At 60.5% G+C, this 17,230-nt stretch carries 13 protein-coding genes and 1 tRNA gene; 5 read left to right on the top strand and 9 right to left on the bottom strand.

Annotation, left to right across the window (positions count from 1 at the left end):
• Positions 1-39: 39 nt before the first annotated feature.
• Positions 40-681: an alpha/beta hydrolase gene (locus CXQ94_RS04180; protein WP_104086962.1), complete on the bottom strand. Its 642-nt coding sequence runs from the start codon at positions 679-681 to the stop codon at positions 40-42.
• A gap of 312 nt (positions 682-993) precedes the next feature.
• On the opposite strand from CXQ94_RS04180, the gene CXQ94_RS04175 reads away from it, so the two are divergent.
• From CXQ94_RS04175 to CXQ94_RS04165, 3 genes are read left to right on the top strand one after another with little or no spacing between them, the layout of a single operon-like run.
• Positions 994-1,782, top strand: coding sequence for a DeoR/GlpR family DNA-binding transcription regulator (locus CXQ94_RS04175; RefSeq protein WP_104086961.1), 789 nt, complete (start codon positions 994-996; stop codon positions 1,780-1,782).
• Positions 1,779-2,741, top strand: coding sequence for a 1-phosphofructokinase family hexose kinase (locus tag CXQ94_RS04170; RefSeq protein ID WP_104086960.1), 963 nt, complete (start codon positions 1,779-1,781; stop codon positions 2,739-2,741). The genes CXQ94_RS04175 and CXQ94_RS04170 overlap by 4 nt, the downstream gene beginning before the upstream one ends.
• A 1-nt stretch (position 2,742) precedes the next feature.
• On the top strand, positions 2,743-4,785 hold the full coding sequence (locus CXQ94_RS04165) for a fructose-specific PTS transporter subunit EIIC (protein ID WP_104086959.1): 2,043 nt from the start codon (positions 2,743-2,745) through the stop codon (positions 4,783-4,785).
• A gap of 251 nt (positions 4,786-5,036) precedes the next feature.
• On the opposite strand, the gene CXQ94_RS04160 is transcribed toward CXQ94_RS04165, so the two are convergent.
• Complete coding sequence (locus CXQ94_RS04160; RefSeq protein ID WP_104086958.1) at positions 5,037-8,396, bottom strand: Ig-like domain-containing protein; 3,360 nt, start codon at positions 8,394-8,396, stop codon at positions 5,037-5,039.
• Positions 8,397-9,594: 1,198 nt separating this feature from the next.
• On the opposite strand from CXQ94_RS04160, the gene CXQ94_RS04155 reads away from it, so the two are divergent.
• Complete coding sequence (locus tag CXQ94_RS04155; protein WP_104086957.1) at positions 9,595-11,202, top strand: MFS transporter; 1,608 nt, start codon at positions 9,595-9,597, stop codon at positions 11,200-11,202.
• A 15-nt stretch (positions 11,203-11,217) separates the two neighbouring features.
• Here the strand turns inward: CXQ94_RS04155 and CXQ94_RS04150 are convergent, their stop codons facing one another.
• From CXQ94_RS04150 to CXQ94_RS04120, 7 genes are all read right to left on the bottom strand, one after another.
• On the bottom strand, positions 11,218-11,856 hold the full coding sequence (locus CXQ94_RS04150) for a hypothetical protein (protein ID WP_104086956.1): 639 nt from the start codon (positions 11,854-11,856) through the stop codon (positions 11,218-11,220).
• 329 nt (positions 11,857-12,185) lie between these two features.
• Positions 12,186-13,019 (bottom strand): CPBP family intramembrane glutamic endopeptidase, encoded by an 834-nt coding sequence (locus tag CXQ94_RS04145; RefSeq protein ID WP_104086955.1) that lies wholly within the window; start codon positions 13,017-13,019, stop codon positions 12,186-12,188.
• A 67-nt stretch (positions 13,020-13,086) separates the two neighbouring features.
• Positions 13,087-13,929, bottom strand: a complete 843-nt coding sequence (locus CXQ94_RS04140; RefSeq protein WP_104086954.1) for a CPBP family intramembrane glutamic endopeptidase — start codon at positions 13,927-13,929, stop codon at positions 13,087-13,089.
• Between the two features lie 296 nt (positions 13,930-14,225).
• Positions 14,226-14,987, bottom strand: coding sequence for an SDR family oxidoreductase (locus CXQ94_RS04135; RefSeq protein WP_104086953.1), 762 nt, complete (start codon positions 14,985-14,987; stop codon positions 14,226-14,228).
• Positions 14,988-15,323 (bottom strand): GNAT family N-acetyltransferase, encoded by a 336-nt coding sequence (locus CXQ94_RS04130; protein WP_104086952.1) that lies wholly within the window; start codon positions 15,321-15,323, stop codon positions 14,988-14,990.
• 54 nt (positions 15,324-15,377) lie between these two features.
• Positions 15,378-16,211: a hydroxymethylpyrimidine/phosphomethylpyrimidine kinase gene (locus CXQ94_RS04125; protein ID WP_104086951.1), complete on the bottom strand. Its 834-nt coding sequence runs from the start codon at positions 16,209-16,211 to the stop codon at positions 15,378-15,380.
• Between the two features lie 111 nt (positions 16,212-16,322).
• Positions 16,323-16,395 (bottom strand) — tRNA-Lys (locus CXQ94_RS04120).
• A gap of 181 nt (positions 16,396-16,576) precedes the next feature.
• Here CXQ94_RS04120 and CXQ94_RS04115 point away from each other — a divergent pair.
• Positions 16,577-17,224: a hypothetical protein gene (locus tag CXQ94_RS04115; protein ID WP_104086950.1), complete on the top strand. Its 648-nt coding sequence runs from the start codon at positions 16,577-16,579 to the stop codon at positions 17,222-17,224.
• Positions 17,225-17,230: the final 6 nt, after the last annotated feature.

Here is a 17,230-nt window from a genome sequence, read left to right as displayed (position 1 = left end):
TTGACGTTCAGGCGGCTCCGCCAAGGCTGTGCGGCGGCGCTAAATTCCGGGCACGAAGGAGCCGGGAACGTGGCCGGTGAGGAAGGAAGCCACATCTCGAAGTACTGCGGTACCGATGGTGTGGCCCATGCCCTGGTAGTGGGCCTCGCTCAAATCGGTGTTGGCAGCTAACCATTCGGCGGTGAATTCGGTGGCGTCCGGATTGATGACGAGATCGGCGGTGTCCCTGGCCCAGTAGAACGGAATCTTGGTGGTGAGCGGTTCCATGGCGCCGAGCAGTTCGTTGTGCAGCACGAATCCGGAGAGCCCCACCCCTGCGGTAAATGCTCCGGGGCGTAGACGCATCAACGTGGTGGCCATGGCCATGCCCTGGGAAAAGCCGAGCACCGACACCGAGCTGAAACGGTGTTTGGCGACAACCGTATCCAGCCACGCCAACAGGGTCGAGGCCGCGCCCACCACCTCGGAAAAGTCGTTGGCAAGGAAGTAATCGAGCAGGAACCAGCCGTAGTCGCCGGTCATCTCCAGCGGTGCCCGGGGCGCGGCGCAGGTGAATCCCTTGGGCATCGCGGTGAACAGCTCACCCATGCGGCTTTCGTCCGAGCCGTAGCCGTGCAGCATCACCAGCAGTGGCGTCCCGGCACGCGCTCCTTCGGGCCGGGACCAGAGAACAGTATCCATGGGCTAAGACTAAACCGCCGCACCATGTCCACCTTCGTGTGGACGGCGCCAACTCGCGTGGACGGCGCATCTTGCCAGGGGGTCTCGCGCGTTGACGCCGCCCTCAGCGACGGACCGGCGACGGCGGCGCGAAGATGCGCCGCCTTGGGTGCGATCAGCCGGGTCATCAGCGACTTACAGGTCCACGCAACACCGCCAATCTGTGTTTGTGTTGTTATTTGTTGACAAACGCAGACAACCGCAGATAAAGTCATCTGAAACAACATCATGTGATGTCAATCACGTGACGTGGGCATCGAACGAAGGAACACCATGTTTGCAGAGGAACGGCACCGGCGCATCGCCGAACTCGTCGGCGCCCAAGGCCGTGTGGGTGTCAACGAACTCGCCGAGCTGTTTTCAATCACGCAGGAAACGGTCCGCCGCGACCTGGCCACCTTGGAAGAGGTTCGCGTCCTGCGGCGCGTCCATGGCGGCGCCGTTTCCATGGATAGGCTCAGCAGGTCTGAACCTAGTCTGAGCGAACGCCAAACACAGCGGCTCGAAGAAAAGCAGCGCATCGCGGTGGCGGCCATGGCCCTGATCCCACAGACCCAGACAGTTTCGATCCTGCTGGATTCGGGTAGCACCACCGCAGCACTCGCGGACCAGTTGGCCGCGTGGACTCCGGCAAATCATGGCGACGAACTCCTTGCCATCACCAATTCGCTGCCTATCGCCAGCTCCTTGAGTAACAACACACACCTTTTGCTGGACATTTTGGGCGGACGGGTCCGCGGCCTAACAAGCGCCGTGGTGGGGGCCCGGGCCACCGAACAGCTCAGTGGACTACGTCCTGACATTGCCTTCATCGGCGCCAACGGAATCCATTCCGAGTTTGGCCTGAGCACACCGGACCCCGTGGAAGCTGCCACAAAAACTGCCATGGTCCGTGCGGCCCGCCAGGTGGTAATCCTGGCAGACGCCTCCAAGCTCGGAGTAGAAACCCTTGTCCGTTTCGCCGCCCTCGAAGACGTTGACACCCTGATCACCACCACCGCACCCAGCCCGGACCTTGCAGCGGCTCTGGCTGCGGCCGGCGTCGAGGTAGTGCTCGCATGATTATTACCTTGACTCCGAACCCGAGCCTGGACAGGACAATCGAACTGGGCTCTCCATTGGAGCGTGGCGAGGTTCAACGAGCAGTCACCGCCTCCGTTCATCCCGGCGGAAAGGGCGTGAACATTGTGCGGGCCCTGTCCGCATCCGGAATCGACGCACTTGCCCTGCTTCCCGGTGACCCGAGCGACGCCGTGGTGCGCGCACTGGACTTGGAGAGCATCCCTCACCTGTCCCTGCCAATCGGCGCGGATCTGCGCAGCAATGTGGCCATCACCGAACCAGACGGGACCACCACCAAGGTCAATGAGCCCGGCCCCACACTCTCAGCCACACAGCTCGCCTCCCTGCTGGATCTGGCTGTAGCCAAGTCCGACGGCGTATCCTGGCTGGTCCTTGCCGGTTCACTCCCGCCAGGGGCACCAGCAGACTTCTATGCCCAAGTGATTGCAGCCGTCCGTGCGCGCTACGGCACCGAGGCCCCCCGCATTGCCGTGGACTCCTCGGGGGCACCACTTGCGGCCAGTGTTGCCGGGGCGCCGGAGTTGCTCAAGCCCAACGCCGAAGAACTGGCCGAACTCAGCGGAATTGGCGACGGCGCTTCCCTGGAGGCCGATCCCCTGCTGGCCGCGAGCGCCGCACAAGCCCTGGTAGATCAAGGGATTGGCGCAGTCCTGGCCACCCTCGGCTCGAAAGGTGCCGTATTGGTTTCAGCTGCTGGCAGCTGGCTGGCCAAGGGGCCCGTCATTGCCGCAAAAAGTACTGTCGGTGCCGGCGATAGCGCCCTTGCCGGGTATCTGCTGAGCACGCTTCGCGGCATTGGCCCCGAAGCGTGTCTGCAGCAAGCAGTGGCCCATGGGGCGGCCGCTGCTTCCCTCCCCGGAACTTTGGTTCCCGCCGTGCATCAAACCAACCCCGCCGCCGTCGTCGTGACGGCACTGGCTCCCGCTAAGGAAAGCTGACATGACAACACTCATCACCACGGATTTGGTCGTTCTTGACGCCAACCTCGGCAGCGACGCCGCCTCCGTGATCCGCCAACTAGCCACGGTCATTGCAGGAACCGGCCGCGCCACGGGCGTCGACGGCCTCTACGCAGACGCTTTGGCCCGGGAACAAAAGACCTCTACCGGCGTGCCAGGTGGCATTGCCATCCCCCACTGCCGCTCCGAGGCAGTTCTGGAGGCCACCCTGGCCATGGCCCGGCTGAAACCGGCCGTCGACTTTGGCGCCAAGGACGGTCCCGCCGACATCATCTTCTTCATCGCAGCGCCAGCCGGAGCCGACAACGAGCACCTCAAACTGCTTTCAAAGCTGGCCCGTTCACTGATCAAGAAGGACTTCACGGCTGCCCTGCGCGCGGCAGCGACCCCCGCCGAGATCGTGGCACTGGTCGAGGAGGCACTGAAAGATAAGCCAAATCCGGCCGCATCGACCACCGCACCGGTGGAGGCTCAAGCCGGGTCCGGCGCAGCCGGAACGGCTTCACCTCGTCCGATGCGCCTGGTCGCCGTGACGGCGTGCCCCACGGGCATTGCCCACACCTATATGGCCGCCGATTCGCTAGTACAGGCAGCGCAGGAGGCTGGCATCGACCTGCAGGTAGAGACGCAGGGCTCAGGAGCGGTCACACCACTGGATCCCGCCGTCATTGCCGCGGCCGACGCCGTGATCTTCGCCGTGGACGTGGACGTCCGCGGCAAGGAGCGATTTGCCGGCAAGCCGTTAGTTAACTCCCCCGTCAAACGAGGCATCGACGAGCCGGCCAAGATGATCCAAGAAGCACTCGCCGCCGCCACCGACCCGCACGCTCGCCGGGTCCCGCACTTCGGCGCCGAAGAGGCCGCCGAGCACAGCCAGGAAGTTGCCAGCGAGCACCTGGGCACCAAGATCAAAAAGGTCCTGTTGACGGGCGTCAGCTACATGATCCCATTTGTGGCCGGTGGCGGTTTGTTGATCGCCCTTGGCTTCCTGCTGGGCGGGTACAGCATTGCGCTGGGCACCACGGCGAACGACATCCTCACACACAACACCTTGCTAAACCTGCCCGACGGCGGCAACCTGGCCCTGTACCTGGGTGCGGTTGCGTTCAAGATCGGTAACCTCTCCATGGGGTTCCTGGTCCCGGCCCTTGCTGGCTATATTGCCTTTGGCATCGCCGACCGGCCAGGCATTGCCCCCGGCTTCACTGCAGGTGCCATTGCGGTCTTCATGGGCTCCGGCTTCCTGGGCGGGCTGGTGGGCGGTTTGCTCGCCGGTTTGGCGGCCTACTGGATTGGCAGCTGGAAGGTGCCCCGCTGGCTGCGCGGCCTCATGCCTGTGGTCATTATTCCCCTACTGGGTTCCATCATTGCCTCCGGCGCAATGCTCTTGTTCCTTGGCGGACCTATCGCAGCGCTTTCCAACGGCCTGAACCATTGGCTGACAGGAATGTCCGGCGCCTCCGCCGTCGTACTGGGCGTTGTTCTTGGCCTGATGATGTGCTTTGACCTGGGCGGCCCCGTCAACAAGGTGGCCTACGCGTTCGCGGTGGCAGGACTTGGTGCGGGCTCGGCACTCAACCACGCCCCGTGGCAGATCATGGCAGCCGTCATGGCGGCCGGGATGGTTCCGCCGCTCGCCATGGCCCTGGCCACCGTGATCGACAAGAAGCGGTTCTCCTTGGCCGAGCGCGAGAACGGCAAGGCCGCCTGGCTCTTGGGCGCATCCTTCATCACCGAAGGCGCCATTCCCTTCGCCGCGGCCGACCCTCTGCGCGTCATCCCCGCCTCCATGCTGGGCGGGGCGTTCACGGGAGCCATCTGCATGGCAGCCGGAGTCACCTCGCAGGCCCCACACGGTGGAATCTTTGTCTTCTTCGCCATCGGCAACATCGCCATGTTCTTGCTGGCCATCGCCATCGGGACCGTGATCACCGCATTCACAGTGGTCGCACTCAAGCGCTGGGCTGTCCGGGCACCCGTAGATGCCGTGGCGCCACAGCAGCTCGTCAGCCAGAACAGCTAGAACAGTGACTTTCAAAGGAACGGCTATGCAAGGCTGCGTTGGCCTCACCCCGGCCGCGTTGCTGGGGTCCGCACACCTCATGCCGGCGGCCTTGAGCGTCCCAGATAGGCGGAAGCCATGGACGCTTTGGTGCCTATCCTGGAGTCCGGTCACGACTCCTAGAGCGCCACTATTTTGACGCCTAAATAGTAGGGCCGGGCAATCACTTTGATTGCCCGGCCCTACTATTTTTTATGACTCCTACTGATGAATCAGGCGTCAACCTCGTTGCGGCGACGTAGTCGCACGAACGTCAGGATTCCACCGATCAGCAACAGACCGCCGGCGATTCCCAAGGGAGCCGCAACAGATGCGCCCGTAGTTGCCAGATCGCCGTCGTTGGTGACAGTGATGTCGAACGGACCATTGATGGAGGTGCTGCCATCAGGATTGGTCTGCACAATGGTCAGCTTGTTGACACCGGCCGGCAACGGCTTGGACGGAGTGCAAGAGTACTTGCCATCCGCACCAACAGTGGTCTCACAAACAGTGTTCCCATCATTGTCAAGGATCTTGACATGGGCGCCGGGTTGACCGGATCCGTTGATCGACCTGCCGTTGCCATTGCCCTGCTTGGCAATATCCGGGGTGGGAACCACAGTGATACTGATAGGTGCACCGGCTGAGGTGCTTCCATCGGGGTTGGTCTGCACCGGGGTCAGCGTGTTCGCACCAGCGAGCAATGGCTTGGTCGGGGTGCAGGAGAACTTGCCATCCGCACCAACTACGGTTTCACAAACCGTGGTGCCGTCCTTGTCCACAATCTTGATCGGGGCACCGGGCTCACCGGTTCCCGCGATCGGGGCCTGCGGACCAAGAACGTCACCATTCTTGGGACCGGCGATAGCTGGGTCCTTCGTGACCGTGACGTTCACCGGAGTACCGGCGGTGGTGGTACCGTCCGGGTTGGTCTGAACAGGCGTCAACGTGTTCGCACCGGCCGGCAACGGCTTGGCCGGGACACAGGTGTACGTACCGTCAGCAGCAACCGTGGTTGAGCAAACCGTGTTTCCGTCCTTGTCAAGGATCTTCACAGGAGCACCAGGTTGACCGGTGCCACTGATCGGGGCCGTCGAACCAACGGTGTCGCCATCCTTGGGACCGGAGATAGCTGGGTCCTTCGTGACAGTGACGTTCACCGGAGCACCAATGGTGGTGGTGTTATCGGGATTGGTCTGAACAGGCGTCAACGTGTTCGGGCCAGCCGGCAAGGGAGCCATCGGCGTGCAAGAGAACGTAGCGTCAGTAGCGACGACGGTGGAGCAAACAGTGTTGCCGTCCTTATCTTTTACGGTGATCGGAGCACCAGGCAAACCAGTACCCGAAATCGGAGTCTGCGGACCAACCGTGGCACCATCAACAGGACCGGTGATGGCCGGAGTCGGAGCAACAGCCACGTTCACCGCTGCACCGGCGGTGGTGGTACCGTCCGGGTTGCTCTGAACAGGCGTCAACGCATTCGCACCTGCAGGCAACGGAGTCGTCGGCATGCAAGAGAACGTACCGTCAGCAGCAACTACGGTGGAGCAAACAGTGCTGCCGCCCTTGTCCTTAATGGTGATTGGAGCACCCGGCAAACCGGTCCCGGAGATGGGGGCCTGGTTGCCAATGGTGTCGCCATCCTTCGGCCCGGTAATCGCCGGTGCCGGAGCAACAACCACGTTAACCGGGATACCGGTAGTGCTGGAGCCATCAGGGTTGGTCTGAATCGGCGTCAACGCGTTCGCGCCAGCAGGCAACGGTGTTGTCGGTGTGCAAGCGAACGTACCGTCAGCGGCAACCATCGTGGAGCAAACAGTGTTGCCGCCATTGTCCTTAATGGTGATCGGGGCACCCGGCAAACCGGTCCCCGAAATGGGGGCCTGGTTGCCGACCGTGGCACCATCAACAGGACCTGTAATGGCCGGGGTCTGGGCAACAACCACGTTAACCGGGGCACCGGTTGTAGTGGAGTTATCGGGATTGGTCTGGACAGGTGTGAGCGTGTTCGCACCAGCCGGCAACGGCGTCGTCGGTGTACAAGAGTATGTTCCGTCGGCAGCGATGATTGTGGAGCAAACAGTCTTGCCGCCCTTGTCCAGGATCTTGATCGGAGCACCGGGCTCGCCAGTTCCCTTGATGGGTGCCTGGCTGCCAACCGTGGCACCATCCACAGGACCTGTAATGGCCGGAGTTTTGGTAACCGTCACGTTTACCGGGCTACCGGTAGAGGGGGTTCCATCGGTGTTGGTCTGAACAGGGGTCAGCGTGTTCGCACCAGCCGGCAACGGTGTTGTCGGGGTGCAAGAGTACGTTCCATCGGCGGCAACCGTGGTGGAGCAAACAGTGTTGCCGCCGTTGTCCACGATCTTGATCGGAGCACCCGGCAAACCGCCGGTACCCGAGATCGGCGCCGTTGAACCAACGGTGGCACCATTAACCGGACCAGTGATGGCCGGCGTCGGGAAAGCGAACGAGGTGCTCGCATTGGCAGGCAGGCTCACGCCGACAGCGCCAGAGATATTGGCGGGTCCATTCGTAAAGATCCCGGCGGATGTGGCCGTTACGTTCACCGTAGCGGTGCAGGAAGCATCTCCAGCGTCAAGTCCTCCGGCGATGGAGACCGAAGTTCCTCCGGCAGGCGCCGTTACCGAACCGGCACCACAAGTGGTTGATGCCCCGTTGGGGGTTGCCACCATCAGACCGGCAGGAAGGTTGTCCGTGAATGAAAGTCCTGGCTTGGCCCCGAGTTCATCCGTGTTGGTAACAGTGAACGTCAGCGTCGCCGGAGCACCGGGAACGTGAGGACCCGAAGCAAAAGACTTATCCAACTGCGGAGTCGCGTCGATTACACGCAAGTTATCAACCGCGGCATCATTACCCGTGGAAGATCCCTGAGAGTTTGTCATCTGCACGCGCAGCGAGGTACCCGCAAACAAGATGGGGGCATCAGCGTAGAAACGGCCAACTGCTGCCCCGCCAATCGTGTCTTGTTTCCGGTCGCAGACATCGATGGGAGCGCTGGTGATGGGGCTGGCGATGTCGCCACCATCCAGCAACTTGAAGTTCAGCAGAGGATGAGGGTTCCCATTGCAGTTGAATGCAGCGGCGTCGACACTGAAGCTGTAGAAACGGTTCGGCATTACCGTGATGGGCTTCGTCGTCTGCAACTGGACCATGTCAGCACCTGGGTCAGGGGCCTGCGTGTAGGCGGTCACTGCATGGTTAGTTGCCGGGTCGTTTCCGGCAAAGGTACCCAGGGCACCGGCCAACCCTTTCACCGAGTTTACCGAGCCGGGGAGACAGCCGCCCGCAGTCACGTCAGTGGGTCCAGACGGAGCTAGCTGGGAAATGACAACACCGTTGCAGTTCGTCAACCAAACAGCATCGGCGGTGTAGCCCTGAGCCAGTGAACCGGCTCCAATGTAGTTGCTAAGGGAGATGGGCGCCGAACCCGTGTTCTCAAAATCCTCAGCGTAAACTTCAACGCCGGGCTGCGGCGTGCCTGGCGTACCAGCAGCAAACGGCATCAAAGCCGTGGGTGCAGCAACCGTCGCTACCCCCGCGGACGCAGGAACAGCCAACGAGGCCATGAGTCCGGCAACAGCTGCAATACTGACCGCGGACCGAGCGGCCTTCCTTCTAAAACTAATTGGTCTCCCGGGCTTAACCACAGATACCATCCTTTCCCCTAAAAGTGATGCATCGCTCGATAAGCGGTACACAATGTTACAGGTCGCCCAATATCGTAGGCAACTCAGTTAATGACAACCTTGTAAATCGACAAGGTACAAATTGACCATGAATAGGAAATCAGAATTCAAGGATGAGGTCAACGTCTCACGCTGCTGTGATGTGCGTCATGAATACTGTCGATTCACGAAGGCGCGCCAGCCGCAGTCAGCTATCCATGGGCCTAATCTTCTCGACAAAATCCACAGCGAAGCTCCAGGGAATTGTTTGCGAAAGTCATTGCCTGTTCCAAACTCTAGGAAGCTCGAGTCCTGGGCTTCTTTCACTGGAAAAACGCCAATTCTCGCGACTTTCACGCTAGGGCCGCGATCTTCAAGCGTCAATTTGCTTGAGCGCTTTTCCTTCATGCCGACGCGATACAGCGCGAACCGAGGGCGCTAGATGCGACTGATATTTTGCCCCGCACTGCAGGATGCGATCTCAGGGCCCTCAGTGGACCTTCAATGCAACGGCGGCCTCTCATAACCAGCCGGTAGACAATTGCCCAAGGTTGCAAATGCATAACTTAATTTCCCAACGGCCGAGTCGCGGAGAATGTTTGGCGTGTTTACGCGATTTAAAACTTGCCTATCAAATGCCAATATTGTTCGTTAAATAATTGGCACATCAAATCCCAATTACAAAAAACACTATACAAATGGACAGTGTTCTAATATTTAAGCACCCAAATGGACAGTTTCAATAATTTCCAAGAGTGGCGTGCGTCGAAATTGTCATGGCCAAACGCGACACAATCCGCCCTCGCCGCACCTGCCGAGTTTCACCGCTTCCAGCTGCCGACGCGCTTGCGAATCCTCAGCCAATAGGGCTTGGTCAAAGTTGGACTTCACGACGGTCGGGGCACCGCTCGCTATATAGCACAATCGTCCTATATGGATGTTGAACAACCCAGGAAACCGCGACTTTTCAAGGGTTTTTTGGTGTGTGACAGCAGTCTCCAAAGGGGTTTAAATTAGTCCATCTGATAGAATTTATAGTCTGCCCGTAGCGATGCAGCAGAAAGTCGCAAGCAAATGACCTCCGTAAGGGGATGTACAAATGCCCACAGACCGAAGCAAGATTCAACCGGAACAAGGTGTTAAGGACACCGCAGAACGATTGCAGACCAGGCCAAAATTGCCCCGTTTGCCCCAACTTAAACGACGGCGGCTGGCCGTCGATGACATCAATGTTGTCAACCAGCCCATGCTCAAAAAAGCCATTGGCGGCACTGTCGTCGGAAACACCATGGAATGGTACGACGTAGGCGTATTCGGCTACCTCATCACCACCATGGGGCCAGTCTTCCTCCCGGAAGCTGACAAGTCAGTACAAACCCTGTTCCTGCTGGGAACATTCGCAGCAACCTTCCTGGCCCGCCCGCTTGGCGGAGTGGTCTTCGGTTGGCTGGGAGACAAAGTTGGTCGGCAAAAAGTGCTGGCCACCACGCTGATGATCATGGCGGCATCAACCTTCGCTGTGGGTCTTTTGCCCGGCTACGCACAGATCGGCATCTGGGCTGCTGCCCTGCTGGTTTTGCTTAAGCTGGTTCAGGGCTTCTCCACAGGCGGCGAATACGCCGGTGCCACGACGTTTGTCAGCGAATACGCCCCGGACAAGCGCCGCGGCTACTTCGCAAGCTTCCTGGACATGGGCAGCTACATCGGCTTCGCCCTGGGTGCTGCCACTGTCTCCGTTCTGCAGATGACCTTGGGTCAGGCTGCCATGGAGGACTGGGGCTGGCGGATCCCCTTCCTTGTTGCCGGCCCACTGGGGCTGATAGCAATCTACTTCCGCAACAAGATCGAGGAGTCCCCTCAATTCCAGGCCACCCTGGACGCGCAGGAAGCCGCGGGGAAATCTGCCGTAGCTGCCGACGAGGACACCTCTCAAGGCCCCATCAAGCTAGTCAAGGCTTATTGGCGCCAGATTGTTCTGGCCATGATTTTGGCGGCCGCCGCGAACACGGTCGGCTATGCGCTGACCTCCTACATGCCCACCTACCTGACAGAGTCCAAGGGGTACGACCCCTTGCATGGAACTTTGCTGACCATCCCCGTGTTGGTCATCATGGCCGCATGCATACCCCTGACCGGCAAGCTCTCGGACAAGATCGGGCGCCGTCCGGTGCTGTGGATTGGCTCCATCAGTACAGTAGTGCTGGCCATGCCGGCGTTCATGTTGATCAGCATCGGAGAAATCTGGTCCACGCTGCTGGGCCTGGCCCTGGTTGCCTTCCCCGTCACGTTCTACGTCTCGAACCTCGCCTCATCCCTACCGGCACTGTTCCCCACATCCAGCCGCTACGGCGGGATGGGGATTGCGTACAACTTCTCGGTGGCCATCTTTGGTGGCACCACACCGTTCATTGTGGCTGGCCTGATCAACCTCACCCAGGACGAGATGATGCCCGCCTACTACCTGATGCTGACCTCAGCCATCGGGTCCGTGGCGATCTACTTCCTGCGGGAATCGGCGCAGCGCCCGCTGCCCGGATCCATGCCCAGTGTGGACACCATGGCGGAGGCCCGCGATCTGGTCTCCACCCAGGATGAAAACCCCTTCCTGGACATGGACCACCTGCCGTTCGATGAAAGCTATGAACCGCCAACACCTGGAAGCGGGATCCCCGTCACGGTGGGCCGGCCGGAATCAGTGTCGGCCTAGCATTGCTCAGCGGCACTAGGCGCTGACACTGTTCGACGACGGCGCAGCCATTGCGGGAATCTCCACAAAGATGGTGACCTTCCCGTGATGGTTGCGCCCGTTTACGGCGTGCCCCGGCACACGGACTGGACGGTATAGGTGCCCGAAAGGGTCCTGCACTCTGGCTCGTTCCAGCATCCTCCGGTTTGTCAGATTGCCGTCAATGTCCTCTAGGGATACGGGGTGGGTTTCTTTCCCATCCACCATGAAGTTCCATTGCACCGGTTCCATGGCATGCTCCAGATAGAGCGTCTCAAACATGCACGCCAGTAGCGTTTCCCTGCCCGCCGGGTAGAAGCGGCGCAACGGGTACTCGCTGGGGTTGTGCCGCTGGGCTTTCAACCAAGCCTGACGCAGCCAGGAAAAGTCCACTGGCCCCAACGAGGTGCCCACGGCAAGGTGATGATCGGGGTCCAGCAACAGCCTGAATCCGGCACCGTCGCGACCCACAATGCAGATAGCCTGGGCTGCGTATTCAAAGTCAGCAAGCAGCGCCATCTCCGACGGATAGAAGGCAAACTCACCGGCGTCGTCCACGGCCACGAAGCCACCGTGCGCCACCGCCTGTGAACTGGTTGCCGCGGCCGCCTGCACCAACTTTTCGCTAACTTCCATGCTGTGCTCACTCCCTCAAGAATCGACAGGCTACCGGGTTGGCCCTCCTGCGTCTTCTTCCATGTGATCACCTGCTGTGGCGGCTGAACGTGTTTTTGACGCGATCAATACGGCGTTTGGGCCCTTCTTGACGTGGAATTGATCCAAGGACGGCACACCACGATGTTTACCGCCTAGCCTCTGATATCTAGTGGAAATCATTAAAGGGGGTTATGCGTTTGTCCGGCGTGTACCTACTACTGCCACCAAGTTCTGCTGATCGCCGATTCTGACTAGCAGGCAAGCAAAAATGTACCCCTCAGCCAACATCGACCGGTTCACCGGAGAGATCATTTCCCCGCCGCACGACGCCCTTGAACAGTGGGCCCTAGCCTGTTCTTTTTACGCCTCTTCTTCTCCGGACCGGGTGCAAAGTTCAGGTCAGAGAGGCGGCCGTCCGGCCAGCGGCGCTCCACATACAGGACTATCAGAGCGATGATCAGGAATCTGGAGAGCATGCCAGGAATCCCGCCCTCTGGGCCGTAGGTTCCTCCATTGAGAATCTCAGGCCCGATTGAGATAGAGGTTAGCCACCCCGGAACTTGGTGCCCGCTAATGGCGAACCCGAGGAGCCCCTGCGACATGTTCCAGCCGACGTGAAGTCCCAACGGTAGCCACATGCTTCGAGTCGCCAGAAATGCTATCCCATACATGAGCCCCCCGAGCCCCGTACCGAAGGCGGTGACCGCCGTCGCGCCGTCATTTCCGAGGTGCAAGGCACCGAACACGACAGCTGTCGAAACCACGGCAATCCACCGCCCGTATTTCAGCCGGGAAAGAAGTATCGCAACACCGGTGAGCAACAGAACCCGGAAAAGCAGTTCTTCAATAATCGCGGCGGTCAGGATGGGGGCCAGAACATCCCGAAGGAAGGACGAAAACGTCAGGCTTCCCGGTTCAACCGAGATCGAACCGAGGGCCCACTCAACCAGAAAAACAAGCCCTATCGCCCCGAAGGTGATCAGCAGCCCAACCATGAGATCGATCAGCAGCCAGCGATTGAAGGTCAGCCCCATGGATCGGAAGACCGGCTTACGTCGCACCAGAAAAAACACGATCGAAAACAGGCCCAGCCCAACAGCTGCGATGTAACTAGCGGAGCTGAATATAAGGTGCTCAGGCATGGGTCACTTTAACCTGTTGCGATCGACCCAACTACGCCTGTGGTTAGCGCCCACTCGCAGCGGCCCGTTACAGCAGTTCTCTGGCGCGTCGCCGCTCGCTGACGACGAGGACTATCAGCAGGATGAACCCGGTGGCGATGACAAGGTAGGTGCTCAGCGATGCCACGATCGAGAACACGTTGTTTACGGGGTTGCCTCCATGAAGGAAAAGTGTGGGATCTGTGGACGCGTGGAGAAGAATCGGCCACAGCAGGTTGCCTGTGACTCGCAACGCGAGATACATGCACATACCGAATGCGAAGGTATATACAACTTGCATCAGTGTTGTGCTCAAGCCCTGATCGCTCGTGAAAAGGTTGCCAAAGTGCATGGCTGCGAAGAGTGCGGATGACACCACGGCGACGCTAAGCTCGCCGTGCCCGGCCTTGCGCATGAGGTTGACCACAAAACCTCGGGTCAACACTTCTTCTGCGAAGCCGACGAACAATCCGGTAATCAGCCACGATGCCACGAGCCCCGCGCCCGCCTTTTCATAGTCGATGCTCAGAACTGCGGAGACGTTGATCGCAAGGACAACACCTACAGCAACCCACATCCATCTGTGACCGCGGATGGCTTGGCGTGCGAACAGCTCTTTCAGCCAGCCCAGCGAAAATGCGAAGACCAGCAAAACGACACAGCCGAGGAGGATCGGGAGCCCGGTAATGATAAAGACATCCATCGGGCTTCCTGCTGCACCGCGAACGGCACCCTTGGCGGGAAAAACGGCACCGACAAGGAGGCCCAGCAACTGGTAGACGCCGTAGTACACGGCGACGGCGACGACGGCCTTCCACCAACCCCCCCGGTTCCAGAAGTGCCGCCAGGCGCTGTCAGCTTGATGCCCGGGGGCATGAACAGTCTGAGTCATTGTGTTCCTCACTTGGTCTTCGGCAGAGGCCGGAAAATCAAAATGATTTCACATGGAATGCTACTGAAACGTTCGGCCCATTCTCAAGATATGTGTCAAGAAATACCATGGATGACTCGGGTGGCTTTGAGATCTCGTAGAACTGAATATGTTTGGAACTGAACCCAGGGCTGCCCAGCCGCCTTGCTTTCCTAGCTGGTTGCCGGTGATCCGCCCTGGACCTCGTAGCAGCGACACAGACGCAGGAACGTGATGACTCCACCGAAAAGCAGCAAGCCGCCACACGAACGCACAGATCAGCGGCCGCGATTGCCGGCCGCTGCGGCGAGCTTGTCCGGTACCCACTTGCTGAGGGCAATCAGCGTGGCATACCGCTTGGACGGGATGGAGACGGCCTTGCCCGCCGCGTTGGCCGCCAAACCTTCACGGACCACTTGGTCCGGATTTAGCCACATCCAGCGGGGAATGCCGCTCATGTTCGCGCCCATGCGTTGGTGGAATTCAGTGTGCACGAACCCCGGGCACACCGCAGTTACCTGGACGCCTCGAGGACCGTAGCGTAGGTTCGCGGAGCGGCTGAAACTTGTCAGCCACGCCTTGGCTGCGCCGTATGTTCCGCGCGGGATGAACCCTGAGACGCTGGAAACGTTGATAATTCGCCCGTTTCGGCGTTCCAACATGCCGCCCAATACTGCATGGGTCAGCTGCATGGGCGCCAAAGCGAGAATCCGCAGGTGCTCCGTTTCTTCCTCCACGGTACTGTTTTCAAACGCCGTGACGAGGCTGAAGCCAGCGTTGTTAACCAGTACCGAAACCGGCCGCTCACGTTCGGCAAGCCGGGCACTGACGGCGGCCACGCCGTCGTCAGTCAACAAGTCCGCTGGAAGTACCTCAACGTGGATTCCGAAATCGGTGCGCAGCCGTACCGCTTTCGCCTCCAGTTTGGCAACGGTACGGGCCACCAGCACCAGGTCATGCTGACTTCGAGCTAGCTGCTGCGCGAACTCGGCGCCGAGGCCGGAGGTGGCCCCCGTGATTAACGCGACCGGGCGGGCCACCTACACTCCATCCGGCTGATCGGTGTACTGGGTGTAAAGGTCCGGGTGTTTCTCCACAAACCGGGCAACGTACGGGCAATGCGGAATGATGCGCTTGCCCGAGGCCACCACGTCATCCAGCGCGTACCGGACAAGAACCTTTGCCAGGCCGCGGCCCTCGAAGCCGTCCTGTGTCTCCGTGTGGATGAGGTCAACGTGGCCGGGGCGGTCGCGGAACACGATGACCACGGCCAATTTGTCTGCCACGTGCAACTCATAGCGGTGACGGACATCATCGCGTGTCATGCTCACATCGGCGTCGAAGGCGTCACTTAGGGTTGCTGGGTTCTCGCTCATAAAGTGAGCTTGGCACACTGGGGCAGTGCTGGCAACAGTGTCCGGCGGCGATGTTTAGGCGCCGGCGCCGCCCTGCCACAGTGCCGTGAAGGGGGCGCCGGAGCTCACACGGTTCTTGATGCCTTCGGTGACGAATGCCTTAGCCGTCCGGGCCGCCTCCAAGGGGGTGGCGCCCTTGGCAAGTTCGGCCGTCACGGCCGCGGCCAGGGAGCAGCCAGCTCCCGAAACGGCCACATCGCCCACCTTCGGAGCCGTGAGAACCTCAAGGGTTTCCCCATCAAAGAAAACGTCGACGGCGTCGGCGCCTTCCAGCCGTACGCCACCCTTGGCCAGAACTGCGGCACCGCTGATCTCATGGATCTTGCGGGCGGCGGCCTTGAGGTCCTCGACATTGTTGATGCTCAGGCCGGAGAGTGATTCGGCCTCAAAGTGGTTGGGTGTTACAAAAGTGGCCAACGGAAGGATCTGATTCTTCAGCGCCTGGTCGGTGTCAAGTGCGTGGCCGGGCTCCTGCCCCTTGCAGATCAGCACCGGGTCAAGGACCACATTCTTGAACGCGGCGGCCTTGAGCGCCGTTTCCACCGTGGTGATGGTGGCAGGGCTGCCCAGCATGCCGATCTTCACCGTCTCCAGCACGGTAGGTGCCCCGGATGCTGCGCCGTACGCCGCCGTCGTCGCTTCCAGTTGGTCGGCGATGACCTGCTGATCGACGGGCACGAAGCGGTGGTTCCAGTTGTCCTTGGGATCAAAGGAAACAATGCAGGTCAGGTTCACGATGCCGAAAACGCCCAGTTCCTGGAACGTCTTCAGATCTGCCTGCGCGCCGGCACCACCGGTTGCTTCGGATCCGGCAATGGTCAGGGCAAGAGCAGGCGAAGTTGAAGTCATGAAACCATCTTGCCACCTGGGCGCCCCGCATTTCCACGCGGGCGTTTGAGGAGTGGAAACAAAAAAGAAACGCAGCCCGGAACCGAAGTTCCGGGCTGCGTTCTAGTCGGGTGGGCCCTGCGGGGCTCGAACCCGCGACCCACGGATTAAAAGTCCGATGCTCTACCAACTGAGCTAAAGGCCCGACCGTGCGATAAGTCCTGCCAAAGATGAAGTCAACCTTGGAAAACTTGTCGCACATTAGACTACCTCAAGGCATGCGCTGAAATGCAATTGCCGCCCGGAGCCTGACTGAGACGACCTCCGCCAACTGGGAAGCTTGCTACTCTCTCGACCCTGCCGGGCAGCCGGAGTAATGTCGAGTCATGAACCAAGTACCAGCCCCTCGCGTTCCACGACCGCACAAGCCGTTGCCTTTTGCACCAGCGGACTTTGAACCGTTCGCCGGCGGTATCGATCCCGCCCGCGTGTCCGAAGCCGCCCACTTGGCTGCCCGGGCGCTGGTCACAGGCGGACGGGAAAACACCGATCCTGAGGTCACCAAACGGCTGGTCAAACTTGCTGACAAGCAGGGTCTTGACGCCATTGCGGAGATGTGGGCTGCCAGCCCCGCCCGTTCCCTGCCGGGCGCCCTGTGGCGCCTGTACGCCCTGCGCGCCGCCACCTTGCAAGATCCCGAGGGCATCAGTGTCTTCTTCCGCGCCGGACAGCACCGGGCCCAGGTGGCCAATGCCGTTGCCGGCGTGGCCGAGCCCCCGGGTGCGCAGGAGATCAGCACCATGGCTGATGCGATTCTGTCCGGGGCGTTCGACGGCGATTTCGACGTTGCGCTTGAACGGTCCGCCGCGTTTTGCCGGGTTGTGGCATTGGGGCAGGCCCTCATTGCCAACGACCGGGAGAAAGCACACTCGGAACACGCCTCCGAACTGACCAGAAAAGCCCACCAGCTGGTGCGTACGGCGGAGGATCTTGAGGGCGCCGCAGCGGCCTGGCGCAACGGCGAGCTGGACTAACAACAG

Origin of the sequence: Arthrobacter sp. GMC3, assembly GCF_002929305.1 — a bacterium.
Classification (GTDB): Bacteria; Actinomycetota; Actinomycetes; order Actinomycetales; family Micrococcaceae; genus Specibacter.
The sequence above is the reverse complement of the archived record's forward strand: the minus strand, read 5'-3'. Positions and strand labels throughout refer to the sequence as shown.